This is a genomic window from Bacillus sp. ES1-5 (genome assembly GCF_022487605.1).
Taxonomy (GTDB): domain Bacteria; phylum Bacillota; class Bacilli; order Bacillales; family Bacillaceae_G; genus Bacillus_A; species Bacillus_A wiedmannii.
Map to the genome: position 1 here is coordinate 100,626 of NZ_JAKVPU010000003.1, position 23,791 is coordinate 124,416.

Here is a 23,791-nt window from a genome sequence, read left to right on the forward strand (position 1 = left end):
TTGCTTTATTCTGTATCACAAAGAATAAAGGACAAGATAGTTCTTTTGTACTATGTAGGCATAGAATCCTTAGAGAAAAGATACTCCTTTCGTTTAATTTTCAGAATAATCTAAATGTGGAATAATAAAAATAGAATTACATTTTAACCTTGTTAATAATTCATTTTGTAAAAATAATTTGTTGAAAATAAATGATGGGGGGCCCTTATAGAAAGAGTAGAGTGAGTGATTAGCTATATGAGGTATGGGGATGGTAGTAGTGTTGGTAAACTTTCATGATACAAAAGATTAAGATTACTAGAGTTTCCAATGCTAAATGGGAATTTAAGAATCAATTTGTTTCAAAAAATAATATTAAAAATGGGGAGATACAATATGAAACGAGGGAAATTTGGAAAGATTCTTATTGGAACGTTAACAGCTGGAATGTTATTGTCTCAAGGGATTCCATATAACGTATTAGCGGAAGAGGTAAATACATCTACTTTAACTGGAATTGATGATGCGAACGCTATCTTGAAAGGTCTTACAAAGGAACAACGTAATGCCTTAAAAACGTTAGATACAAAACCAGGTTTTGTTATTTCACCAGGTATCAACACAGCAAGTCCTAATAATGTGAATGTGATTATAGAATTTAAGCAAGCACCTAGCAAAATTGAAGTATTAAAACAAGCGGCTAAAGGGAAAAAGGTAGCTCTTTCAAATGCGGAACAAAAGGTAGAAGCATCACATAAAGGGTTTAAAGCAGAGCTTGAACAGCTTCAAAAGAATAAAGAGAAAGGGACCAATGTAAAATCTGCAAAGATAACAAGAGAATATAAGAATGCTTTTAATGGTGTAGCGATTTCTTTACCCGCAAACATGATTGAAGATTTAGTTCGTACTGGTTTGGTTAAGCGTGTATGGGAAGATCATGAGGTTAAAATTGATTTGCCGAAAGAAACAGCTAAGACTGCTGTTGAACCTAAAATGGCAGATAGTATACCGCAAATTGGTGTGGACAAGCTACATGATGAAAAAATAACAGGTAAAGGAATTAAGGTAGGGGTACTGGACACAGGTATTGATTACAACCACCCAGATCTAAAAGATGCATATAAAGGATATCGTGCAAAACAAGGTGAGGACCCAAGCAAAATAGATCCGAACTCCATAAAAGGATGGGACTTTGTTAATAATGATGCTGATCCAATGGAAACAACGTATAAGGATTGGCAAAATTCTGGAGGATATCCTGAGATTTATGAGGGAAGTGCATATTATACATCCCATGGCACGCATGTAGCTGGGACAATTGCTGCAGACAAACAGAATAGTGTGGATTATGCAGTGAAGGGCGTTGCCCCAGATGTAGATTTATATTCTTACCGCGTATTAGGTCCATATGGAAGTGGACAAACAAGTGGTATTCTTGCTGCAATTGATAAAGCAGTGAAAGACGATATGGATGTTATCAATTTATCACTAGGAGCGTCTATTAATGATCCTTTATATCCTACTTCTGTCGCAGTGAACAATGCAATGTTAGCAGGTGTTGTTACGGTAGTAGCAGCAGGTAATAGTGGTCCGGGAGAAGGTACCATTGGATCACCTAGTGCAGCGGCACTTCCAATTACAGTTGGAGCCAGTGATGCTGCAATGAATATTCCAACGTTTTCCGCCGATGCAGGTGATGTACATGTAGATAAGATGATGCTACTTGGAAAAAGCTTTACTGATAAGATTGAAGATTTGAAAGGTCAATCCTTATCGGTTGTATATGCAGGGCTTGGGAAATCAGGTGATTTTACAGGGAAAGATGTGAAAGGGAAGTTAGCTCTTATCCAACGCGGTGAGATTACATTTGATGAAAAAATTAAAAATGCTAAGGAAGCAGGCGCAAAGGCAGTATTTGTATATAACAATGTAGATGGTGAAATTACAAGTTATCTTGGGGAAAGTACTTCATCTATTCCATCATTCCGCTTAACAAAAGTAGATGGTGAGAAATTACAAGCAAAGGCTGTACAAGGAGATGTATCATTAGCGTTTGGGGAACTTAGTAATATAAAAACAGAGGGAGATCACTTAGCTGATTTCAGTTCCCGTGGTCCTGCAACTAAAACAGATGATATTAAGCCAGATATTGTAGCACCAGGTGTGTCTATTTTCTCAACTGTTCCTGAATATATTAATGATCCAAAGGATGGAGAAAATTATCCGATAGCGTATGGACGTATGTCAGGTACTTCTATGGCAACTCCTCATACTGCAGGAGTAGCGGCACTCATTTTACAAGAACATCCAAACTATAGTCCATTTGAAGTAAAAGAGGCACTTATGAATACTGCAGTTGACTTAAAAGAAGAGCGTTCTGTATTTGAGGTGGGATCGGGAAGAATTGATGCATATCGTGCAGTTCATGCAGATACATCTATTGAGGTTATCGATAAAACATCAAACGTTGTAGATGATGAAGAAGTAGAAATTGAAGAAAAAACAGGTTCTATTGCATTTGGGTATAAAAATCAACTTGAAAATGGGCCTATTAAGGATAGTCGAAAAGTCTTAATTAAGAACAGCAGTAAAACAGATGGGAAAGAGTTTAAATTAGAAGTAGAGTTTTCACCTACAAGTGTAGGTGTGAAAGATGCAGCGAAGAATGGTGTGAAGCTAAATATACACGATTCTATTAAAGTAGCTCCTGGTACATCAGTGGAAATTAGCCCTGAAATTATCATTCCTGAAAACGCTGAATTTGGTAGATATGAGGGATATATTCATATTTCAAATAAAAACAATGAAAAAGAAGTATATCAAGTACCGTTTGCAGTTAAATTTACAGAAAAAGGGATTGCGTCTGTAGATTTACTGAGAGATGCAATGGCAACAGATGCATCTAAATTCCATCCATTTATGGAAAGACCAAGTTCGCCGTTGGCATTTAAATTAAATAGTCCTCTTGAAATTATTGATGCAGTTGTGAAGGACCGAAAGACAGGGAAGGCATTAGGAGTCGTTGGTACACTTAATGCAAGTAGTCTAATACCGAATGTTGAATATATGATGTTTTCTGGTATGGGAGGGTATGTATTTCCATTCACAGGGGATCCAGCTCACCCAATTGGGGATAAACCTGTTATGTTGCCTGATGGAGATTACGAATTGGACTTCGTTGGATATGATAAAGAAGGAAAATCGTATACAAAAGGAGATAGTATAATTATTGATAATGTAATTCCTGAAATGAAATTTAAAGATGTACAACCTGGTATACATGAGGTCAATGATTCCATGTTTAAAGAAGAAGACGGCCAGCGTGCGTTATGGGTGCATGGTAATATTTATGATTCTACAGTAGATGCATTAAAGGCAAAAGGGTTGCAGTATGATCAAAAAGCGAATCAAATTGTATATTATCAAAACTCAGCCTTCCCATCAGGTTGGTTGAATACAATTCAAGCAAATGGTGATTTTAAATTTGGATTACTTCCAGAGGAAATAAATGAGCCGTTAAATTTAAAATTATTTGGATATGACCTTGCCACTGCAGGGAATATGGCAACTGGATATAAAGATTATGTCTTTGTAAAAGAAGGGACAGAATACGCTGTTCCAAGTTATGACAAAGATAAAATAAAATTAGGTGAAAAAATTACGTTAACTTTGAATCTCAATAATGTAAAACAGCTTATGTCAGGTACGTTTGAAATTCCTTATTATAAGCAGCTCTTTAAATTTGCAGATGTGAAACCAAATCCAGCACTGACGGAATATGTAAAACAGCATGGACTGAACCTTAAATTAGAGGATCCGAAGATAAATGAAGAAGGAACTTGGGAAAATAAGGTGAAAGTTGGCGCGTCATTGGAAGGAAAAGAATTTAAAGGATTAGATGGTGATACACCATTTTTAGATGTGACATTCGAAATGACGAGTGATGAATATTTTAATGATTTAACTGCATTTGGAGCAGATAAGTTCACTTATACAAAAGCTGGTGCATCAGAAGGTATTGACATTCCTGTGTTTAAAGATAAATCTTTTGCTATTGTTTCGAAACATTCAACGGTTACAGGATATATTGGTCCGGAAGCTTTCTTGAATGAAGAGGGGTATTTAGGTAAGAAAGACTATACAAAACTAGGAGCAAAAGTGTACGCAGTTGGCAAGGATGGAAAGAAATATACAGGAACAGTTAATGAAAATGGACAATTTGAAATTCATAGTGTCCCAGTGAGCGATAAAGAATATGATATTTTCGTAGAAATGCCAGGTCATTTAAATAGTAAATTAACAACAAAAATAGGAAAAATGCAGGATGGAGAATTAGTGGGACAAAACTTTAGAGCTGACATGGATGATAACCTTGCAGGTGATGTCAACGGCGATAAAATGGTGGATATTCAAGATGCTAGAATAGCAGCACTGTCATATGGAAAAGGAAAAGTATCTGTAAAAGATGGAGATATAAATCAAGACGGTGTTGTGAACGAAACTGATATTCGTTTTATTGAGAAAAACTTCTTGAAAAAGGGTCCAGATGCTAAAGAAAATCAGAAACCGAAAGAAAATGTAGGGCCAGTGACGTTAGAGAAAATTTTACGCTCTATCGGTTTAGAACCAAAAAAATAAGTGGACAAACTTCTAGAGTAAATAAAGCAATCAGACAATGAATAGTAAATGAAATGGATTGGTTAACAAATAACGGGTAATGATTTACGGTATCATTGCCCGTTATTTTAAAAGTAATAGTCGTTGGGTACATGAAGTAACTAGATAAAAGTAAATTCATTTTCGTTAAGGGACAAGGTAGTTGCTTAATGATTATTGTTTGTGGGATGGAATTTAGGTTTGTAGTTTAAACTTTAAAAATAAGGGGACTTGTGAAATGAGTATGAAGAAAAAACTTGGTATGAGTGTTATAACTGCAGCGCTGGGCTTATCATTAATTGGCGGGGGAACATTTGCGTATTTTAGTGATAAGGAAGTATCACAAAACACGTTTGCAGCGGGTACTTTAGATTTGAGTGTAAATCCTGAAGTTGTTATTAATGTCGACAATCTGAAACCAGGTGATGAAATGGAGCGCGGTTTTCAATTAGTGAACAAAGGAACCTTAGCAATAGGAGACGTGAAACTCCTGACAGATTACAGTGTAATCGATGCGAAAGGGGATAATGGAAATGCTGATTTTGGTGATCATATCCGTGTGGATTTCTTGTGGAATTTGGATAAAAATGAAGTTCCATTATGGTCTACTACATTATCTGAATTAAAGGTAGCTACGCAAAATGGAAGTATTCCTGACCTTGTAAAGAAAGGTATTGTAGATCGAGAAGGAAATGGACTTGCTCCTGGTGATGATGATACATTTTATGTAATGTTCACATTTGTAGATAGCGGTGAAGACCAAAATGTATTTCAAGGAGATGCATTGAAATTAAATTGGACGTTTAATTCCATGCAAACAAGCGGTGAAGAAAAGTAAGTGTAATAATTTTAATGCTATATGTTTAAACGTATAGTGTGCAATTAAAAGAACTGTTATAAAATTGAGGAGTTTATCGAGAATGGTAAAGCTCCCTATAAATATATGGGGAAAAACTGATGACGATTTTCCTTTTTTAGATTCTATTCCTAAGTTGATAAATAGGTTAGATTGCGCAATTAATTGGGGGATAAATACAAGTAACTTTGAACAATATTAAGTTCACCATTTTTATGGTGCCTCTTTTTCTATAACGGTAAGTTCAAATTATGTTTCTATCAAATAAAAAATACATCCTTATAGGGATGTATTTTTTATTAATAATAATGTTATAAATTATTCTACATGAACCGATATACTTTTAGATAATACTTGCATTGAGAAAGGAACTCTAGCTTCAAAAGCTATAGTGTTTGTTGAATTTGGTGTGTTTGAGAAGATGTAAGAATCCTTAATACGTAATCTAAATGTTTTTTCAGATCCGAATGGACCAGTATAAGAACTGACTTCGTCTAAAGAACTTCCTGAATATCTAACACCATTAACAGTTAAAGCCTCAGAATATGAATCCGGTGTACCTACTTCACTAACTTTCACATAAAGGTAATCGCCTTTAAGAACAGGAATAGATAAGTAAGAACTTGCACTATACATTTTGTTATTATCGCCTACAGCACTAATACTAACACTTCGTAATGGAGAAGAATCCGCCTTTGAAATAGTTGGTAAAAATGCTAGTGTAAGTGCAAAACACATAGCTAACATGCCCATAAATTTTTTCATATTAACAACTCCTTAGGTATTTATTTAACATCCTGTATTTTACAGGTTAAAAATGTAAATTTCAATATTGTTATATAAAGAATAATTATGTAATTATGCATATTTAATATAAAGTACGCCAAAACTCGGATACATAAATCCCTTGCTGTTACATTAGGGTTACGAAAATAACTAAAAGAAAAAGGAGATTTCTTTCTGATAATAGGGGGCCTCTTTGCTCTTGGTACCGATTATGAGACGTTATACTAGACATCATGTATAGTGTATACAACCAAAAATAAACAATAAATCACTTCTTTTAAATGGTAAAATAGGGAAAAGGAGGTCCTGTATAATGCCTTTAGAAAACTCTATTTATTACATTGGAGTTGCTATTATTTTATTGATTATCGGTGCACTGCTTGGGGGGATTATACGTTTAATTCAACATACTAGTAATTACAAAAAGCAAGATTCAGTTGAGCAAAAGTTAGATAAAGTTATTCAACTTTTAGAAAAACAAAACAAAGATTGACCTTACTCAAAATATAAGTAGTTTGCAATAGCTCCCAATAGAAAAAATAAAATGAGCTGTCCATATGGAGGGCTCATTTTATTTTTTCTTATCATGGGTGTTCTTTGAAATGTTGAAGATAACCAAACACTATTAAGCTAACAAAAGAAAATATCCTTAAAATAATAAATAAGCCGGTCTTTGTCAGAAAGTAGGTGTTGTAACAGTGGTATGGTCCCCTTATTAAACCGTTGATTCAGTCACTCCGGGCTGATGAGTACTTTTGTTGATACTTCTAAGCAGCTAGATAATTGGGCAAAAGAAGCTATAGCTATATTTTGGCCAACTCATATACATAAATCTACTAAATCTTTTGCTTGGTACTGTCTGTTTTGTTGCACAAAACCAACATCTCTAGCAAGATACTGCAAGATATTTGGAGATAAAAAATTTGAATCTTTTGAGCGAATAGTTCTAATTCATCATACACAGAAACATACATAAAAAAATCATCCTTTTCTATGATCCTACAAAAATTTTACTTTTATATTTGTAGGATAGTTTTAGACACAAAAATAAAGAGATTAGCAATGTATATGTGTCTTAATGTAAAATATATATTGCATTAATTAGGTTGATAATTTAATATATAGAATATAAGATTTATTTAATGTTTGTAAGTAAAGAGAAAATTGCAAGAGTTAAAAGAGTCTAACTCAACAGGAGTTGGCCGATGTTGTAAACGTTACGCGACAAACCAGTAGCCTTATTGAAAGCAATAAGTGTAACCCTTCTTTAAAGGCTTGTATGCATATAGCTAAACATTAGATAAGAGTTTAGCTAAATTATTTTGGGAGGAACTCTAAAATGGAAAAACTAAAAAAATGGTTTTCACTCAGTACACACTCTGATGAAAGAATTCAACAAATCGAAATGAAAATTTGGGCGCAATCTGGAATTATTGTCCTACTTTTAGCTTTTATAGATGTTGTAATAAGGGGAGCATATCTACACCGCCCATTCCTAGAATGGATTGCTTCATTAGCCATTATAATTTGTTATATGATATTCTTTTTTATTAAATCTATTCTGACTGGCGTTTATGAAACAGATATTAATAATAAAGAACAATTAAATGAAAAATTAAAAGAAAAAATGAGTAATACCTTTATTTTTTGTTTTGTCGCAATTGGTGCTACTACATACAAATATTACTTCCCCGAAGATTTCGGTGGATGGTTAGTAGCAATAGCAAAATTCATTATACTTTTCATTTTCTTATTTGGTATTCAATATCTTATTACAGTAATAGCTTGGAAGAGATCCAATAAGATTTAATAAATATAGACAAAAAAGCTTATCCTTTAGCACTTAATGATAAGCTTTTTTATTATTTTTTTATCGTTTTTTTGTTTTTGTGATAGTTCCTTCTCTTAGGTTGATAACGATGTGGTGGTACTCCATCACTATCAAATTAAAAGAATGATTCCACGTTTTAAGAAGAAATTAATTTGTTTTGATTGAAAATAGATTATAAAGTTAATATTTAAATATAAAGAATTTGAATATTAATATGTTATCATTTGAATGATTCAGATATGGGATACAAAGTTAATATTTTTATCTGAGGTCGTTTATACATATGGAAGAGTTAAATTATGAAAAGGTGGAATTTACTATGAAAGCAATTAAATTAGCAGGTTTAACACTTGCTGCAGGTTTATTATTGGTAGCGTGTGGTACTGAAGAAGCGAAAATAGAGCAAGATGCGAAGAAAGAGGAACAAATAGAAAAAGTTAAAGCATTTCAGGTAGAAAAGCAGCAAGAAAATAGGAAAGTAACTGTGGAGCAATCGACGGATAAATCAAAACAGCATGAAAATGTAGAAAAGGAAACAGTTAAAGAAGAAGCAAAAGCAGAGCCAACGCCTGTTGAACAACCGAAAGCTAGTGGGTTAAAAGAAGCACAAGCACAAGAAAAAATGGAACAATCAAAGACAGCACAAGGCCAGGGAGCACGTAATAAGGATGTGAAGTTAAGTCAATTAGGAATCCAAACAGCAAAGGATGGAATAAAGGTGGCTGCACAGGCACAAGACGTCCATATTGAAGCAAAAGACAGCCTAACTCGAATTGTTGTTATTGTTCCAGCTGGAACATCGAAAGAACGAGCGCAACAAGTAGGCGACATAGCAGCGCGCCAGGTGGCAAGTTTCGGGACAATGGGATTATATGTAGATTTGAAAACACCATCAAAAGACTATTTAGGGGAATATTGGGAAAATTTCTCTGGTGATATCGGTATCTATGACAGCAACGAAAAACAATTAGTACGTGGATATATTTCCAAGTTAAATCCAACAAAAATTAAATGGTAAGAAAAACAAGGTCCCTACACAATGTGTGGGGATTTTTCCATAAAGAAAAGACACCCGAATGTGCCTTTTCCAATAGTTTTTAGCAGAAACAACTGCATCTGATAATGATTAATAGTATAAAGAGTACAACGAGTAAAGCAAAGCCGCCGCCCCAACTACCACCATATCCCATAATAATGTTTTGAGGACTGAAATCTGTCCAAATCCAGGCTTACCTAACTGTCGCTTGCCAAAATATGAAAAAAATAGCCCTCCATCTAATCAAAAAAGGGTTAGTGGAGGACTATTTTTTAATTCTATTATTTACTGATGTTTTCTTTCGTTAAAATCAAAAAAGATTTCAGAGTGTCTTTCAGATATTCGCCTTGCAGTAGCAGCAGTTCTAACTACAATTAATAGTAAGAGGGTATAGATATATATCCTCTTACTATTGATTAAAGGCATGAAACATAAGAAAAGACACTATATAGTGTTTTTTCTTGTTGATATAGCTCTAAAGAAAATGTATTGATTAATCAAAGATTGTTGGATGCTTCTTGTTTAATCTTAGCATAACATAAATATGAGGTTTCATTAATAAAACTTTATATATTAATATTATATAACTGAGTTTATCTCAAATACTATTAGGAAAATTATATTTTTCTATATTTAGAACTAAGTTAGTAGGATTGGTAAACCAAAAGACTATTATGTTATACATAATAGTCTTTTTTATAGTTATATATTGAAATCCTAATAATTGTAATAGGTAAATTGATTGTAAAATATATACATTTATAGTTAGTTGTATTAATATTATTATAAATATTGGAAATTGAGGGTGATAAATGTAAATAATTTAGATGAAATTTGAAACTTTCTATAGTAAGTTTATAGTTTTGGGAGAAGAAGAAAAACTAAATTTTGGAGGTTAATTCACTATGTTAAAGAAAATGATGTTTATGTTAATGGCTCTTACTCTAGTTTTTGTCCCAACTCTCGCTTCAGCTGCAACTATAGAGGATGGGAAAAAATACAACGCAACACACGAGGAATTAGAAGCTCAAGTTAAAGAATTAGAATATATATTTTCGGTATTAATGGTAAAAGATGAAGAAACAGGTAAGTATCTTCTTAATAAAGAAGAGTTAGCGAAATCTTCATATAACAATGAAGAAAAAGCAGCTATTATAGCTGGTGTTTATGTAATGAATGATGAAGAAATTCCATCTAATATGTACTCTAGTAACGTTTGGGAAAGATGTTGGCAGGATGCATTAGGTATTAGTAAATCATATTTTAATCAAATAAAATCGTATCTTAAGAAAGAGGATTACTGGGGAGCATTGGGTATGCTTTCGTTGCTTGGGCTACCATATAAGCCTGCGTTGTTATTTGCTTTTGCAGTAACTTGCGGGCCAGCTCCAGCTTATATTGCACCTAACCCTCATGAATAATAAGCCTGATATCTTATAGGTAAATGAACTAAAATTAGAATCTCTTTTGTGAATCTATTGATGCAAAAGAGATTCTTTTATCTTTTTAAACAAGTATTTCTGTTAAATATGAAAATATTAAGTATATTCTGTTGAAAAAAAGTAGATTTGAAGTAAGTTAAACTTTCATATGATATGCTTATTCTATACTAACTAATTTTCAGGTGAGGAGTTGATCGGTTATTACTAGTATAGAGAATATATATAATGTTTCTGTCTTCTTAATGCTTTTATCTACTTTTTGTTTTTATCTGTATTTACGAAAAATAAAAAGAGAAAGAAAGCTCACTGGTTTCGAATTTACAATGTATATCATAACACAAGTTAGTTACATTCTTTGGGGAATCTATATTATTTATATAAACTTTGGATGATATTTTTTGTTTTATGAAAAAAAGGCTATTAAAAAAGGGTTTGAGATAAATATCAAACCCTTTTGACTATATATAATTATTTCACTGCCTCTTTTAATTCTTTTCCAGCTTTAAAAGCAGGTGCCTTTGAAGCGGCGATTTGCATTTCTTCACCTGTTTGTGGGTTACGTCCTGTACGTGCAGATCTTTCACGTACTTCAAATGTACCAAAACCAAGAATCTGTACTTTCTCCTCATTTGCTAACGCATTTGTTATTGTATCTAATAACGCTTGTGTTGCTGCAGCAGCATCTTTTTGTGTAAGTTCAGCTTTTTCTGCTACTATTTTTGTTAATTCTGTTTTATTCATTTTCTGCACCTCTTGATATGTAATTAGGTGACTATTATAACGTGTGTGTATTCATGACGCAATTATACTGTACTTAGAAAAAGCCATAGCAAGAGCAAGAGGACAATGTCTGTGTAAAAGGCATAAGAAGGATATTAATTATCGCTTTAAACTCTGTTCATATTTCTTTACATCTTCCATGGTTTTAAATATTAACACATCAAAAACTCCTTTTTCATTCCCACATACGATAACAAAACCATCTGTTGCTTCCAGAACTCTACCGACGCCACCATCTGTAAGTGTAATACTGGTGAGATGTTTTACGTTCAGTTTTTCTTCTTTTTGAATGTAAGTAGTTATGGGTGTTCCTACAGGAAATGCGTCTGTGATTTCTTTTGTTGTATATGTCCCATCATCAATTGACTGAGTTTTAGCTGTAATAGAATCAGTTTGAGTGGCACATCCTGTTGAACATATTAAAAGAATACCAGTAATCATACTTACACATGCTGTTTTTACCATTCACAAAATCCTCCTATAACTGTTCGTATTGTCAACCCATTTAGGGTAACAAATTATATATACGAAGTTTGTTGGATTATATGAGTCGTAATTCAACAAAGATACAGGTATTTTGGCAGAATGTGTTTCAAACAAAAGAAAAGACACCCTAAGGTGCCTTCCTGCGACTTGAACCATCGTAATATGGTATTGGATGCCAATCCAATTATTATTTTACCACGTTAATTAATTTTGGTTGTTGAGAAATATAATTTAAATCTATATGTTGTTTATTTTTGCTTCGTAAGCTTTTTTGTAGTGGATTCTTCAATCTATTCAGATTTACTTTTAATTTCAGGGGTTATTGCTATCTTGCTACCCGGGTGCACACAATAACAGTATTACTTGCACCAGAATCAACTAAATTAATTAAATGTGAAAAAAGTTAAAAACTAAAACGTATGCTATTATTATATTGAGAATTATAAATTAAAAGTGGCTTCTGGAAGGTAATAGTTATAACTGAAAACAATAAAGGGCAAGTTATTTTTTAGCATTGATATTATAGGTTGTATTCTTTGCATTATAATTCTTGTTAGTTTTAGAACATGGATACACCCTTTATTATTCCTTATCTTCGGACTAATTTTTCTTATTAATATAGTAAATACTCTTAAGGGAAATGGGCCTAATTCAAATTAAAATGAATTTGAATCCCTTTAAGGGGTCACCATATCAAAAAAAGAAATTGTACGTTTAGACACAAATGAACCAGTTCCCTGTACGTTAAGGAACTGGATACTTCTTTATTACTTTTTGATATGATTTTTGTCTCTTAATGGTCTTAGATTATTATAATTTGTTTTTTGGTTTAAACTACACAAATAATCCAAGAAACCAAAATGATTTTAATTTTTACATTCATCTGATTGAAAGATGAATGTTTTTTTGTACATATAAAAAAATAAAAATTTTTGTCACAAAAATCGCTATTCCGGGTTCTTTATAATACAGGCATCAAATGAGAGTGAGGTTTTAACCGACATGTTTAAGATAAAAAGGGAAGAAAGGCCTGTTTCAGATGTGACATTTGAAGATTTATTTAAACAAAACTATGTGTACGTTGTGAAACAGATTGTTTGGATTGTCAAAAACCAGACGATTGCTGAAGAATTGGCACAAGAAGTATTTTTACAGTTATACCGCAACAATTGGAAGGGGATTGAGAACTTATCTGGATGGCTAATAAAATCTTCTACTTTTGTAGCTTATAAGTATTTAAGATCCGAAAAACGGCATCAGGCGAGAGTAGATAAAACCATACAATATCATGAAGTACAGCGCATATCATCCCTAGATGATGATTGGATTAGAAAAGAAGAAATTACACAAGTGCAAATGGCGCTAAGTGAAATGAATGAGAAAGATCGAACCATTTTATTAATGAAATTTTCTGGTTTTCAATATAAAGAAATTGGAGAGGTTCTACAAATCGACATATCATCTATTGGAACATTATTAGTACGAGCCAAGCAAAAGTTTCGTAAAATCTATCAACAATTAGAGGAGGCGTAATAAATGAATTGTTATGATATGGGATTTATTCAAGCATATATAGACGGTGAATTATCTGATGGGACAAGAAAAGAATTCACAAAACACATAGATACTTGTAACGCATGCCAAGATTTATTAATCGAAATTACCAAATTAAATCAATGGGAAAATGTCAAGTTAGAGGAAGCAACAGTACATTCATCAAAAGAAATTGAGATTGATGTTGACCAAGCGTGGAAAGTATTTGAAAGTCACACAAAATTAGAAAATGTTTCTTATATCAATGAAAAAACTGAACCGAAGAGGGGATTGTTTACAAATATGAATAAAAAATCAAAACGTTTCATGTATACTGCAGTAGCGGTAGCAGGGCTCTTTGCAACAGCTATGATTCCACAAGTTCGAGTGGCAGCTACAGATGTTGCCTCTTATTTTTCCAATGCAATTTCAAATGATACGATTATTGATGAAGGAAGAGACGTTACAAAAGGACAATTTATTCCTCTTGATGAAAAGATTACAGATCAAGGTGTTACAGTACATCTGAAAGAATTATATGTAGCGGATGCACGTATATCCGTTCATTACAAAATTGAAAAAGAAAATGGAAATGTAGTACAGTTTGAATTTGATACAACAGGGTTACAACTTGAAGATGACGGCAAAGTAAATGGTCAACAAGAAAATAACCCAGAGTATAAGAAAAATGGGTACTTCGGACAATTAGCATTTATTCAAGGAGGAAGTGATGGACCATTCGAACTAAAAGCATCAGGTGCAGAATTAAAGGAAATTGGTATTCGTTTTAAGGATAGACCAGAAGGTGTAATCACATTTATCGAAGGTCCTAAAGGAAAAGGTTCTTTCAAACAACCGCTCACGTTAGATGTAAACATAAACAGAATTGGAAAAGTATCTGGATCTTGGAAAGCACAACTTCAAATTGACCCTACCAAATTAAAAAAATAAAGCAATTTCAAATGAAAAAAAGAATAGCACGATGTGTTTCCAATACCATGTTTATATTCTTGTTTGTGTTACTTACATTTATTTCATACATGATTTCTACTCTATCTTTGTTAAATTCATAATCATAAGAAGGTAGTAAATTAAGTAGCCGGTTCCGTAACGTACAGGGAACCGGCTGAAATGCGTTCAAATGGTATCCAAACGTACAATTTTCTTAAAATGATATGGTGCCCCCATGCCTATCAACTTAAGAATCTTTACTATCCCCAATTGTAAAAAACGTTATTCTTTCTAAAAAGCTAAATAGAAAGGATGACGTTTTTTTATGAATCTTTCGATTAAAGATGAATTACAACTATTTTCTGAAGAATTAAAGCAATATATTACACCTGTATTTTTAGCAGAACTTGCAAGAGAAATCGGATTTATAAAGCGAAAACGTAAGTTTTCTGCCTTAGACTTAGCTACGATTTGTATTTGAATCAGTCAACGAGTAGCAAATGCTCCCTTAGTACAATTATGTAGTAAACTTCATGCAGCCACTTATACCTTACTCAGCCTTGATGGCTTAAATAAACGCTTAAATACAAAGGCGGTTTTATTTTTACAATATATTTTTCTTTATTGTTACAACAAAAACCTGTGAACAAACACAGACTTTAGCATTTAAAATACATAAATATGTTTATGTATTTTAATAAATTGGAATACCATCTAAAAAATATCTAAATTTTTAAAAAACTTTAGATGAATTTTTAAAAAAACTTTAGATAAACTTTAAAAAAAACTTTAGATAAATTTTATATTTTCTTTGTATAATTTATGCATGAATATGAAAACTCTCTTTAAAAGATACACAACTTTTTTTGTAGTATCAAGGGTTGAAATGAACTTTATTAACAGCAAAAACTACAATATACAAGGAGAACACTTTATGAGTAAGAGAATAAACGAATTAGACTCAATACGAGGACTAGCGGCTATTACAGTTGTATTTGGACATTTTTGTTTAATGCTACCATCGTTGCCTAATTCTATTAAATTTTCCCCGCTTAGGTTTTTATGGGCTGGTGGGGAAGCTGTAATCGTTTTTTATGTACTCAGTGGTTTTGTGCTATCTATGGCACTCTATCATTCAAAAACAAATTATTGGGGATATTTAATTAAGCGATTTGTACGAATCTATATCCCTTATTATTTCTGGATATTCATCACCTTTGCTTTATTTATTTTGTTTTCACCATATGAAGTTACGGGACTACGAGATTGGTTCTATGATAAGTGGCAAGGGCCAATAACAAACTTAGATATTATGAATCACTTTGTACTTCTGAATAACTTTTTTACGGATAATTATAATCCGGTTATCTGGTCATTAGCTCAAGAAATGCGTATATCTATTGTGTTTCCGTTGTTATTCCTTCTGTTTTATAAACAGAGTTGGAAGAAAACGATACTGTTTGCTATGAGCTTTTCTTTAATTGGTATTTTCCTTAATATGTTGCATATTGGGAAAGCTGAGGGGTTTTATAATGGTTATGCCGATACACTGCATTTCACATCTATGTTTATGGTAGGAATGCTACTTTTTAAACATCAGGAAGAACTTACTCAATTATATAGAAGTATGAAAAACTTAAACAGAAAACTTCTTATCGCATTAGGGGTCTTTCTATATCTATATTCCATTATGATTTATGGGCTTTCTAGTAATGCTACTACTTTCTTATTAAAAGATTGGGGTGTCGTAATTGGTGTTAGTATAATAATCATTATGGCAATGAATAACCTAAAGGTAAAAGCTATTTTAAATAAGGGTGTATTTGTTTATTTAGGGGAAATTTCATATAGTATCTATTTATGTCATTTTCCAATCACTATGGTACTCTTTAAACTTTTGTATACAAAGATACCCACCCTTTTCCTTCTTATCTTATGTATTACAACGACAATACTTTGTTCTATATTATCGTATCATTTAATTGAAAAGAAATGTATCAATTGGGCAAAACAAAGAACAGCAAAGTTCAAAAAAAGTGTGACATTTGTAGGGGTACGGAAACGATTCAAAGAATAACCCCCTTTGAAAAATCCTCCAATTCAGGCGGTTGTTTTTCTTTAAATTTCTTTATTAAACTTTGCACCTAAAAGAAATAATTTTGAGTCCGAAAAGGTACGAATTTTTAATACGAGGAGGAGTATATGAAGGATACGATTAAAACACGATTTATTATATTATTCTATATTAGTATTTTAGGTTTAGGAACCATGCTTGGAATATTTTATGTTAAGCATAAAACCAATATTCAAAGAAATAAAGTGATTGCTGCCGAAAAACGTTTATTGCAATATGAGCCCACCTTGAAAAGAGAATTAGAAAAATATAATTTAGGAGAGAAAACAGCAGTTTTATTAGGAATTATGTACCAGGAGAGTAGAGGTGAGGGTAACGATCCTATGCAGTCTTCTGAATCACTTGGATTAACGCCAAATGAAATTCAAGAGACAAGCTCGAGCATTAAACAAGGGGTAAAACACTTTGCTCAAATGTACAAATATGGAACGGAAAAAGATGTTAGCATGGATACAATTATTCAAAGCTATAATATGGGACCAGGGTATATTGATTTTATTGCTAGTCAAGAAGTTAAACAACACTCGGAAGATTCGGCCAAAAATTTTTCTAAGATGAAAGTTGATCAAAATCCAGAGATGTACACTTGTGGTGGAAATAAAAAAAATTTTAGGTATCCATATTGTTATGGTGATTTCACATATGCAACAAAGGTGAATGAAAAAGCAAAACTTATTGAAGAACTTCTCCGAAAAAATTCAAAATATATTTCAGAAAATTTTTAATGTAAGAACTTTAAGATTCATGTGAGAGATCTATTAAATCAGGTCATAGTGATACCCGTATTCTAAAAATAGTCTGACTACATGTCTGTTTCTGATAAGTTTGGAGTGACTCATGCAAAGTAGGCAGGATTTAAAAAGCACTCCACCAAGTTACGAGAATTTAGGTTTTACCGTAGGTACCATTTCACATTCTACAAAATAATATTAGGTTGATAATGTCTCTATTTAAATAAACTTTCCTTACCAAACTAATTATACACCTTTTTAAAGTAGTCTAATCAGTATGGATAATTTTGAGAATGTTCAATGTATCCTTATTATTGTAAAATTATATTAATAAATGTTAATGTACACATAAAAAACAGGATAGCTCCTATAAAAAGTATATACCACAATGGCTAGGGGGTTGAAATGGTGGAAAAAATAGTTTTTTTAAAAAAATTAGATAAGAAACTAATATTCATTTTATTCATATTATGTGTCACCAGTATTGTTGCAATATACAGTAGTCAGCAAACCGGGCAATATGGTAACCAAAATTTTGCTATGAAACAAATGGTAAATTACGCCATCGGATTTGTTTTATTATTAATTGTTGCCAATCTCGATTTAGATCAATTACAAAAATTAGCTTGGCCGATTTATATTGTGGGGTTCATCTCAATTATCATCTTAAAGATATTACCAGTATCAAGTTTTACACCTGAAATATCAGGTGCAAAAAGATGGTTTAGATTTCCAATTATCGGTGCTACTCAACCAGCTGAATTTTTTAAGCTTGCCTTACTTCTTCTGGTCGCAAGTTTAGTCGTAAAACATAATGCACAGTATATGGCACGGACATTTCAAACTGATTTACTTTTGATTGGTAAAATATTTTTGATATCTATTCCACCAGCGTTATTTGTTTATAGTCAACCGGATACGGGAATGGTGTTCCTATATATAGCAGCCATTGCATGTATTATATTTATGTCAGGAATTCAAAAAAAGTTAATCGTACTATGTGCAGGAATTCCGATGACTGTATTGTCTGCTTTAATATTTATATACGTAAAATATCCAGATATTTTCTTCAATAAGTTAGTTACTTTATTAAAGCCTCACCAACAATCGCGAATTTTAGGCTGGTTAGATCCATTTCAGCATACAGATCAGGGATATCAAACTCAACAATCAATTTTAGCTGTTGGTAGTGGAGGGATAGAAGGAAAAGGCTTCGGTTCTGGAAATGTTTATATTCCAGAAAAACATACTGATTTCATTTTTGCCACAATTGCCGAAGAAGGCGGTTTTATAGTTGCCACTTTTATAATATGCATATTCTTCTTACTGCTTTCCCGAATACTTATAATTGGTAATTCCGCAAATAATTTATTCGGCACCTTACTATGCGCAGGAATTGTAGGCGTTCTAATGTTACAATTTTTTCAAAATATCGGTATGATTGTGGGATTAATGCCTGTCAAAGGTATTGCACTTCCATTTTTATCATATGGCGGAAGCTCTTTATTTTCGAACATGCTAATGATGGGGCTTATTCTATCCACACGAAAAACATACAAAGAATATATGTTTTCAGTGAACCAGAACTAAATATCAAATAAAAAGTGCTTATACCTTAAACTATTCGTAGAATAACACGAGATGAATAAAAAAGGTTACAGAGCTATAATCAAGTATTGTTAATAGACAGAGGTAGGAGAAAAATAAATCTACAAATTATGGTCAGGAGAGGTTTTGCTCTTTGTAAGGATGAAAGGAGAAAAGAACAACAAAGTTTCAAAAAAAAGTGTAATACATGGCGGAATCTTATTTCTTTAGTAAATATAAGAATCCCAAGTTGTTAGAAAAGCAATACCAGGATATGCAAGGTTTATCAATGGATTAGGCGGAATTTTTAAAGTAGGTGTAAAATGAATTTTATTAATGAACTAGAAAAGAAATTTACAAAACGACAAGTTATATTATTTATATCAATAATAGGATATTATTCTCTTTTAATAACGGCTACCACATTTGGTCGTTCAGCTGGGAATATCTTTGTAAGAACAATTGATTTCGATGTATTAAGCCAGTATCAACAAGCATGGAATCAATTTTCATTTAATTCTTTTTTTCATATCATTGTTAATATAGGTATGCTGTTGCCGTTAGGGATTTTATTACCTTTATTTAGTGAAGTTTTTTTAAAAGCAAAATGGATGTTAATCAGTTCAATTACAACATCTTTATTTATTGAAACTCTTCAATTTATAACACTTCGTGGAAGTGCGGAACTAGACGATTTACTTCATAATACTATAGGAATGATGCTTGGGTATTGTATATTAAATATAATTCTTATTTTTATTAAAAAAAAGGAATCACACACACAAATAGTCAAATATTTAATCTTACCTACTGCAGTAAGCTTCGTCGCACTTGGAATAATTATTTCGTATCAAATGAAGGAATTTGGTAATATGCCATTTGATCCTTACAGAAAAACAGATATGTCTCATGTCACTATAAAAACATCACTAGAGTTAAGTAATGAAGGTAAAAAAATGCCTGTTTACGATTCTAAAGGTGAAATAGTGCGAGACGTCGAAATTATTTCTCCAAAAGAAGCATTTCAAAAGCTGAAACAAGGAGACATTTATCCTATGGGAACTTTCGAAGCGGGTGAAGAATTTGAAGGTGAGACATTAGTCATTACAGAGTATAATTTGGAGCACGTCACTGATACAAAAGGTTTTTCTCAACCGGTATATATTTTTCGCGTACAGTTAAAAAATCATGACATAGTTATTACGGTTCCACCTATTTCCGCGAGAAAATAATGTGAATTTTCTTATTTTATATATGATCAATAGGGTGGTTTTGTTGCAAAGTTTGAAAAAAACATAAACAGGTTGATAAATGTGAACTGCACCTCCGATTGTTAGACTGTGTCTAACAATCGGAGGTGCAGTTTTTTATGACTAAATTTATTGCAGAAGACAAAATGAATGCAGTTATACATTATTAAAATGGAAATGAAAGTATAGAAGACATCGCGAAATCACTAGGAGCGAATCACGAAATGGTCCGCATGTGGATAAAAAAATTTGAATATCATGGAATCCAATGGTAGATACAGGATACGGACAAGGTCAAGGTCAAGTATTAATGACGCTTCTTCATTTAGCATTACCTATGCGGGGGCACCCATGCCCATCAACTTAAGGATTTTTACTACCCCCAAGTACAAAAAAACGTTATTCTTTCTTACATAATATAAATGAGAAAGGGTGACGTTTTTTATTAATCTCTCGATTCAAGAGGAGTTACAACCATTTGCGGAAGAATTACAGCGCTATATCACACCCTAATTTTTGGAAGAACTAGCAAGAGAGATGAAGTTTGTAAAGAGAAAACGCAAATTTTCGGGATCAGATTTAGCTACCATTTGTATTTGAATTAGTCAAAGGGTGGCCAGTGATCCTTTAGTACGATTATGTAGTAGACTTCATGCAGTTACAGGTACTGTACTTAGCCCGGAGGGCTTAAATAAACGATTTAACGAAAAATCAGTGTTATTTTTAAAACATATCTTTTCTTTGTTGTTACAACAAAAAATCTGTGAACAAACTCACATTTCTAGCCAACTTTTTGCGCATTTTAAACGTATTCGCATCATGGATGCCACTATGTTTCAAGTACCCCATACTTTGGAACATATATATCCTGGTTCAGGTGGCTGTGCGCAAACAGCTGGGATCAAAATTCAATTAGAATATGATTTGCATAGTGGACAATTTCTTAATTTTCAAGTGGGACCTGGAAAAAATAATGATAAAACATTCGGAACAGAATGTTTAGATACGTTACGGCCAGGCGATTTATGTATTCGTGATTTAGGATATTTTTCATTAGAGGATTTAGATCAAATGGATCAACGAGGTACGTATTATATTTCGCGGTTAAAGTTAAATACAAACGTATATGTAAAAAATCCAGATCCGGAATATTTTAAAAATGGTTCCATTAAAAAACAATCAGAATACATACAAATCAATGTCATACAGATTTTGAATTAACTCCAACCAGGGGAAACGATAGAATATCAGCAAGCTTATATTGGAGATAAACAGCAGTTATTTTCACGTCTCGTTTTTCATCGTTTAACAGCGGCACAATTACAAAAACGCCTAGAGAAAATTGCAGAAAAAGAAAAGTCAAAACACAGAACCTATTTAGAGAAAAGTAAATTAGTAGCGGGATTAAATGTATATGTGACAAATGCACCTTGGGAGTGGGTTTCGATGGAACAAGTACATGAATTGTATACATTACGCTGGCAGATAGAAATTGTTTTTAAAACGTGGAAATCATTATTTGATATAGATCATTGTCGCACTGTCAAACAAGAAAGAATAGAGTGCCATTTATACGGAAAACTGATCGCTATTTTCTTATGTTCTTCTACCATGTTTAAAATGCGTCAACTTTTATTACAGAAGAAGCAAAAAGAATTAAGTGAATATAAAGCAATTGGAATGATTCAAGACCATCTATTTCTCCTCTATCAATCCATACAAAACACCCAAGAGATAACAAAGCTTCTAACCCGCCTGTTTCACCTTCTACAACAAAACGGACGGAAATCTCATAGATACGAAAAAAAGACTGTCTTTGATATTATGGGTGTTATCTATGAGTATAGTGGATGCAGCAAGCAAAAGAAAGCTGCATAGTGAAAAAATGAAACCCGTTAGGGTTTATTTTGCGTGCTTATTTTTAATAAATCCCCCCATTTGGAGAGATTTCAGTTCAAATGAACAAAATTTTGTTTTGTATCCATCCTTAAGTTGATGGGCATGTATGGTGCCCCCTATAATCAAAAACGCTATACTTTTTGTAGAAATATACAGAGAGGATGGCATCTTTTATAAAAATAGCTCATGAGATAGCTAAGAAGCCCATGCTGGACAAGTAGATACAGCTGGTATGGACTATATCAAACACCTTGAGACAGTTGCTAGCTTTGTAAATACGGTGCTTATTTGCATGATGTTCTTGAAGATACTGAGATAACAGCTGCTAATTTATTAAATGCTGATATACCTCATAACGTAGTTGAGGCAGTGCAGGTACTGACAAAAGAGAAATACACACCTTATTTTGAGTATCTCAGCAGAGTGAAAGAAAATTCTCTCGCCCGTACAGTTAAACTTGCAGACTTAAAACATAATTCTGATCGCTCAAGACTTGCTAGGATAACAGATAAAGACCTAAAACGATTGGAGAAGTATAGCAAAGCGATTCAGTTTTTAGGGGAATAAAAGAAACAGCAGCTTCTTTAGTGACAATTTCTTATAATACTAGTTGTTTAAAGAAACTCCTTCTTTCAAAAGTTTTAAGGCATGTAAGAACAATTTTCTGGTTGCTGTAAAATAAAAAAATAAGAGACGATATTCTAAAGGAGTCTAGAATATCATCTCTTATTATAAGCCTTAAAGCGTCAATTCAGGAATATGTAAATGATTTTTTAATATGTTTTGAAAAAAGGTGCGATAAAATATAAAAAGGAAATGGACCATTTGTTAAAAAAATCAATTTCCTTTTTACGATTTAAATATGTTTAAATTTTATGATAAAGGAACCTAAATCATGGCCTGTTTTTATTATAGCTATAGCTGAAATGATAGCTAATGGGTATTTAATAAATGGTTTGTTGAGGAATTCCTTTATGTTTTTCATGTTGTAGACCTCCATTTTATTAATTGTATTATTATATATAGTATCATAAATATGGTGGTTAACAGTCATGATATTTATCTCTATTAAATATAAAAAGAAATACTAATAATAAAGGATTATATTTTTAATATAATTGTTACTGAATTAATAATAGATTAATTTCTCCGGAGGTAATAGGACTTAATATTAAGAGAAATTGGCCACAGCTTACTAATATAATTATAGATAGGCCTATGTACTTAAAGAATAAATACAGAGTTTTTATAAGCAGGGAAAAATTGCAGTTTCAATTGAAACTGCAATTTTTAATTCATCCTTGCCATTATAGGGGAGGGGATTTGAAGTGTGCTAAGATAAAGTCATTTTAGTAAACTCGCTTCATTTTAAAATAAGTTTGAATGAAGGAGACAATTTGCAAAATACACTATGTTGTTCATTTCCTTCTTGACTCATACTTGCTTGATAAGTTGGAAATCCTTTATACGTTTTTCTTTTCCAGTGCCATAAGCCATTATTTTGATTGAACTCACCATAGTATTGATTGTAATCAAGCTTGTTTCCTGTGTTTTTACTAAAATTATTGCTAATAAAGATACGACTATTACTTGCATAGATTTGGTTATTGGTAATTACATTATTACGGGTATCGTAATTTAATTCTATTTGGCCACTCTCTTGATATTTTGTATCATTATAATTAAATACATCCAGTTTATATTGAAGGGAATATCTTGTATAGCGTTTTTCAAAAGCTTTTTCCCCTACCGCTTTATATTGTTTAATCCACTGTTGGAGTACACCCGGATGAACCTTTATAGATCTCGCAAGTCTGTTCACTCCGTCACTGCCATCTAAATATTTTTTACTGC

The 23,791-nt window shown here is 32.4% G+C and carries 16 protein-coding genes and 6 pseudogenes; 16 read left to right on the forward strand and 6 right to left on the reverse strand.

Annotation, left to right across the window (positions count from 1 at the left end; all coding sequences use genetic code 11):
- The first annotated feature begins 375 nt into the window (after positions 1 to 375).
- Positions 376 to 4,617, forward strand: a complete 4,242-nt coding sequence (locus tag MKO96_RS12840; protein WP_240587635.1) for a S8 family serine peptidase — start codon at positions 376 to 378, stop codon at positions 4,615 to 4,617.
- Between the two features lie 256 nt (positions 4,618 to 4,873).
- Positions 4,874 to 5,473: a TasA family protein gene (locus MKO96_RS12845; RefSeq protein WP_240587636.1), complete on the forward strand. Its 600-nt coding sequence runs from the start codon at positions 4,874 to 4,876 to the stop codon at positions 5,471 to 5,473.
- A 336-nt stretch (positions 5,474 to 5,809) separates the two neighbouring features.
- Here MKO96_RS12845 and MKO96_RS12850 read toward each other — a convergent pair whose 3' ends face one another.
- Positions 5,810 to 6,256, reverse strand: coding sequence for a hypothetical protein (locus tag MKO96_RS12850; RefSeq protein ID WP_226546058.1), 447 nt, complete (start codon positions 6,254 to 6,256; stop codon positions 5,810 to 5,812).
- 334 nt (positions 6,257 to 6,590) lie between these two features.
- Between MKO96_RS12850 and MKO96_RS12855 the strand changes: the two genes are divergently transcribed.
- Entirely contained in the window at positions 6,591 to 6,770 is a 180-nt protein-coding gene (locus MKO96_RS12855) for a DUF4083 family protein (protein ID WP_139869140.1), read from the forward strand.
- Between the two features lie 242 nt (positions 6,771 to 7,012).
- Here the strand turns inward: MKO96_RS12855 and MKO96_RS12860 are convergent.
- Positions 7,013 to 7,251, reverse strand: a pseudogene (locus MKO96_RS12860) (IS4 family transposase); the annotation flags it as partial.
- A 168-nt stretch (positions 7,252 to 7,419) separates the two neighbouring features.
- On the opposite strand from MKO96_RS12860, the pseudogene MKO96_RS12865 reads away from it, so the two are divergent.
- The 3 genes and pseudogenes from MKO96_RS12865 to MKO96_RS12875 all read left to right on the forward strand — a co-directional run bounded on the left by MKO96_RS12865 (position 7,420) and on the right by MKO96_RS12875 (position 9,126).
- Positions 7,420 to 7,615 (forward strand): annotated as a pseudogene (locus MKO96_RS12865) (helix-turn-helix transcriptional regulator).
- Between the two features lies 1 nt (position 7,616).
- Positions 7,617 to 8,087 carry a DUF6773 family protein gene (locus tag MKO96_RS12870; RefSeq protein ID WP_240587637.1) on the forward strand — a complete coding sequence of 157 codons (471 nt, stop codon included), beginning with the start codon at positions 7,617 to 7,619 and terminating at the stop codon, positions 8,085 to 8,087.
- Between the two features lie 304 nt (positions 8,088 to 8,391).
- Positions 8,392 to 9,126: a DUF874 domain-containing protein gene (locus MKO96_RS12875; RefSeq protein WP_240587638.1), complete on the forward strand. Its 735-nt coding sequence runs from the start codon at positions 8,392 to 8,394 to the stop codon at positions 9,124 to 9,126.
- A 79-nt stretch (positions 9,127 to 9,205) separates the two neighbouring features.
- On the opposite strand, the gene MKO96_RS12880 is transcribed toward MKO96_RS12875, so the two are convergent.
- Positions 9,206 to 9,298 carry a YjcZ family sporulation protein gene (locus MKO96_RS12880; RefSeq protein WP_080548958.1) on the reverse strand — a complete coding sequence of 31 codons (93 nt, stop codon included), beginning with the start codon at positions 9,296 to 9,298 and terminating at the stop codon, positions 9,206 to 9,208.
- 751 nt (positions 9,299 to 10,049) lie between these two features.
- Here MKO96_RS12880 and MKO96_RS12885 point away from each other — a divergent pair.
- On the forward strand, positions 10,050 to 10,565 hold the full coding sequence (locus tag MKO96_RS12885; RefSeq protein WP_240587639.1) for a hypothetical protein: 516 nt from the start codon (positions 10,050 to 10,052) through the stop codon (positions 10,563 to 10,565).
- 489 nt (positions 10,566 to 11,054) lie between these two features.
- Here the strand turns inward: MKO96_RS12885 and MKO96_RS12890 are convergent, their stop codons facing one another.
- A complete protein-coding gene (locus MKO96_RS12890) occupies positions 11,055 to 11,327 on the reverse strand; it encodes an HU family DNA-binding protein (RefSeq protein WP_064475131.1) in 273 nt (90 codons plus the stop codon).
- A gap of 138 nt (positions 11,328 to 11,465) precedes the next feature.
- Positions 11,466 to 11,831 (reverse strand): hypothetical protein, encoded by a 366-nt coding sequence (locus MKO96_RS12895; protein ID WP_064475132.1) that lies wholly within the window; start codon positions 11,829 to 11,831, stop codon positions 11,466 to 11,468.
- Between the two features lie 1,023 nt (positions 11,832 to 12,854).
- Here MKO96_RS12895 and MKO96_RS12900 point away from each other — a divergent pair.
- The 9 genes and pseudogenes from MKO96_RS12900 to MKO96_RS12940 all read left to right on the forward strand — a co-directional run bounded on the left by MKO96_RS12900 (position 12,855) and on the right by MKO96_RS12940 (position 22,504).
- Complete coding sequence (locus MKO96_RS12900; protein ID WP_016089902.1) at positions 12,855 to 13,385, forward strand: RNA polymerase sigma factor SigX; 531 nt, start codon at positions 12,855 to 12,857, stop codon at positions 13,383 to 13,385.
- A gap of 3 nt (positions 13,386 to 13,388) precedes the next feature.
- Complete coding sequence (locus MKO96_RS12905) at positions 13,389 to 14,336, forward strand: DUF4179 domain-containing protein (RefSeq protein WP_240587640.1); 948 nt, start codon at positions 13,389 to 13,391, stop codon at positions 14,334 to 14,336.
- A 325-nt stretch (positions 14,337 to 14,661) separates the two neighbouring features.
- Positions 14,662 to 14,989 (forward strand): annotated as a pseudogene (locus tag MKO96_RS12910) (IS4 family transposase); the annotation flags it as partial.
- Between the two features lie 281 nt (positions 14,990 to 15,270).
- Positions 15,271 to 16,413: an acyltransferase family protein gene (locus tag MKO96_RS12915; protein ID WP_240587641.1), complete on the forward strand. Its 1,143-nt coding sequence runs from the start codon at positions 15,271 to 15,273 to the stop codon at positions 16,411 to 16,413.
- Positions 16,414 to 16,538: 125 nt separating this feature from the next.
- The gene (locus tag MKO96_RS12920) at positions 16,539 to 17,195 is read left to right on the forward strand and encodes a lysozyme family protein (RefSeq protein WP_016089906.1); all 657 of its coding nucleotides are present in this window, start codon (positions 16,539 to 16,541) and stop codon (positions 17,193 to 17,195) included.
- Between the two features lie 411 nt (positions 17,196 to 17,606).
- Positions 17,607 to 18,791, forward strand: a complete 1,185-nt coding sequence (locus MKO96_RS12925) for an FtsW/RodA/SpoVE family cell cycle protein (RefSeq protein WP_016089907.1) — start codon at positions 17,607 to 17,609, stop codon at positions 18,789 to 18,791.
- Between the two features lie 320 nt (positions 18,792 to 19,111).
- Complete coding sequence (locus tag MKO96_RS12930) at positions 19,112 to 20,020, forward strand: VanZ family protein (RefSeq protein WP_240587642.1); 909 nt, start codon at positions 19,112 to 19,114, stop codon at positions 20,018 to 20,020.
- 462 nt (positions 20,021 to 20,482) lie between these two features.
- Positions 20,483 to 21,916, forward strand: a pseudogene (locus tag MKO96_RS12935) (IS4-like element IS231Q family transposase).
- A 182-nt stretch (positions 21,917 to 22,098) separates the two neighbouring features.
- Positions 22,099 to 22,504 (forward strand): annotated as a pseudogene (locus tag MKO96_RS12940) (GTP pyrophosphokinase).
- Between the two features lie 796 nt (positions 22,505 to 23,300).
- Here the strand turns inward: MKO96_RS12940 and MKO96_RS12945 are convergent.
- Positions 23,301 to 23,630, reverse strand: a pseudogene (locus tag MKO96_RS12945) (DUF5123 domain-containing protein); the annotation flags it as partial.
- Positions 23,631 to 23,791 lie beyond the last annotated feature (161 nt).

Excerpts from the sequence above, each read along its gene's own strand:
- MKO96_RS12840 (WP_240587635.1), top strand. The coding sequence starts at position 376 with ATGAAACGAGGGAAATTTGGAAAGATTCTTATTGGAACGTTAACAGCT.
- MKO96_RS12845 (WP_240587636.1), top strand. The coding sequence starts at position 4,874 with ATGAGTATGAAGAAAAAACTTGGTATGAGTGTTATAACTGCAGCGCTG.
- MKO96_RS12850 (WP_226546058.1), bottom strand. The coding sequence starts at position 6,256 with ATGAAAAAATTTATGGGCATGTTAGCTATGTGTTTTGCACTTACACTA.
- MKO96_RS12855 (WP_139869140.1), top strand. The coding sequence starts at position 6,591 with ATGCCTTTAGAAAACTCTATTTATTACATTGGAGTTGCTATTATTTTA.
- MKO96_RS12870 (WP_240587637.1), top strand. The coding sequence starts at position 7,617 with ATGGAAAAACTAAAAAAATGGTTTTCACTCAGTACACACTCTGATGAA.
- MKO96_RS12875 (WP_240587638.1), top strand. The coding sequence starts at position 8,392 with ATGGAAGAGTTAAATTATGAAAAGGTGGAATTTACTATGAAAGCAATT.
- MKO96_RS12880 (WP_080548958.1), bottom strand. The coding sequence starts at position 9,298 with ATGGGATATGGTGGTAGTTGGGGCGGCGGCTTTGCTTTACTCGTTGTA.
- MKO96_RS12885 (WP_240587639.1), top strand. The coding sequence starts at position 10,050 with ATGTTAAAGAAAATGATGTTTATGTTAATGGCTCTTACTCTAGTTTTT.
- MKO96_RS12890 (WP_064475131.1), bottom strand. The coding sequence starts at position 11,327 with ATGAATAAAACAGAATTAACAAAAATAGTAGCAGAAAAAGCTGAACTT.
- MKO96_RS12895 (WP_064475132.1), bottom strand. The coding sequence starts at position 11,831 with ATGGTAAAAACAGCATGTGTAAGTATGATTACTGGTATTCTTTTAATA.
- MKO96_RS12900 (WP_016089902.1), top strand. The coding sequence starts at position 12,855 with ATGTTTAAGATAAAAAGGGAAGAAAGGCCTGTTTCAGATGTGACATTT.
- MKO96_RS12905 (WP_240587640.1), top strand. The coding sequence starts at position 13,389 with ATGAATTGTTATGATATGGGATTTATTCAAGCATATATAGACGGTGAA.
- MKO96_RS12915 (WP_240587641.1), top strand. The coding sequence starts at position 15,271 with ATGAGTAAGAGAATAAACGAATTAGACTCAATACGAGGACTAGCGGCT.
- MKO96_RS12920 (WP_016089906.1), top strand. The coding sequence starts at position 16,539 with ATGAAGGATACGATTAAAACACGATTTATTATATTATTCTATATTAGT.
- MKO96_RS12925 (WP_016089907.1), top strand. The coding sequence starts at position 17,607 with ATGGTGGAAAAAATAGTTTTTTTAAAAAAATTAGATAAGAAACTAATA.
- MKO96_RS12930 (WP_240587642.1), top strand. The coding sequence starts at position 19,112 with ATGAATTTTATTAATGAACTAGAAAAGAAATTTACAAAACGACAAGTT.